At 61.5% G+C, this 439-nt stretch carries 1 protein-coding gene; it reads left to right on the forward strand.

Annotated elements, in window-relative coordinates; all coding sequences use genetic code 11:
• Window positions 1–91: 91 nt before the first annotated feature.
• A complete protein-coding gene (locus tag OEB96_RS46540) occupies window positions 92–328 on the forward strand; it encodes a helix-turn-helix domain-containing protein (RefSeq protein WP_407674592.1) in 237 nt (78 codons plus the stop codon).
• Window positions 329–439 lie beyond the last annotated feature (111 nt).

Here is a 439-nt window from a genome sequence, read left to right on the forward strand (position 1 = left end):
TTGCCTGACGCAAACCCCTCAACAACCGGCCCTTCAGGTGAAATCCCGCCTATTGTGCTTTTCGAGCGCTTGGTTCAGGCCTAGAGCGACGGTGACCATCACGCAAGCTGCCGAGCACCTCGGGGTCTGTGTCGCCTCTGTCAAGACTCTCATTCGAAGTGGGTTGCTGCCGGCCTCTCAGATTCTCCCAGGGGCGCCATGGGAGATCCCGCCCGATGCCCTGTCCAGCGAGCAGGTCCGGATAGGTGTACAGAAAATCGTCGACCGAAGGCCCGCGAATTCGCAGGTCCTGCAAGACTTGAAGACACTTCGCCTCCCAGGCGTATGAAGGAGATCCGCACAATGTCACACGCTTCCGCCTGCGGTTCGTGAAGAGGTACAGCTCGCCCGTCAGCGGGTCGCGTCCCAGCTCGTTGCGCACCAGCCCCGACAGGCCCTC

The sequence above is a fragment of the Paraliomyxa miuraensis genome (genome assembly GCF_026337845.1).
Classification (GTDB): domain Bacteria; phylum Myxococcota_A; class Polyangia; order Nannocystales; family Nannocystaceae; genus Paraliomyxa; species Paraliomyxa miuraensis.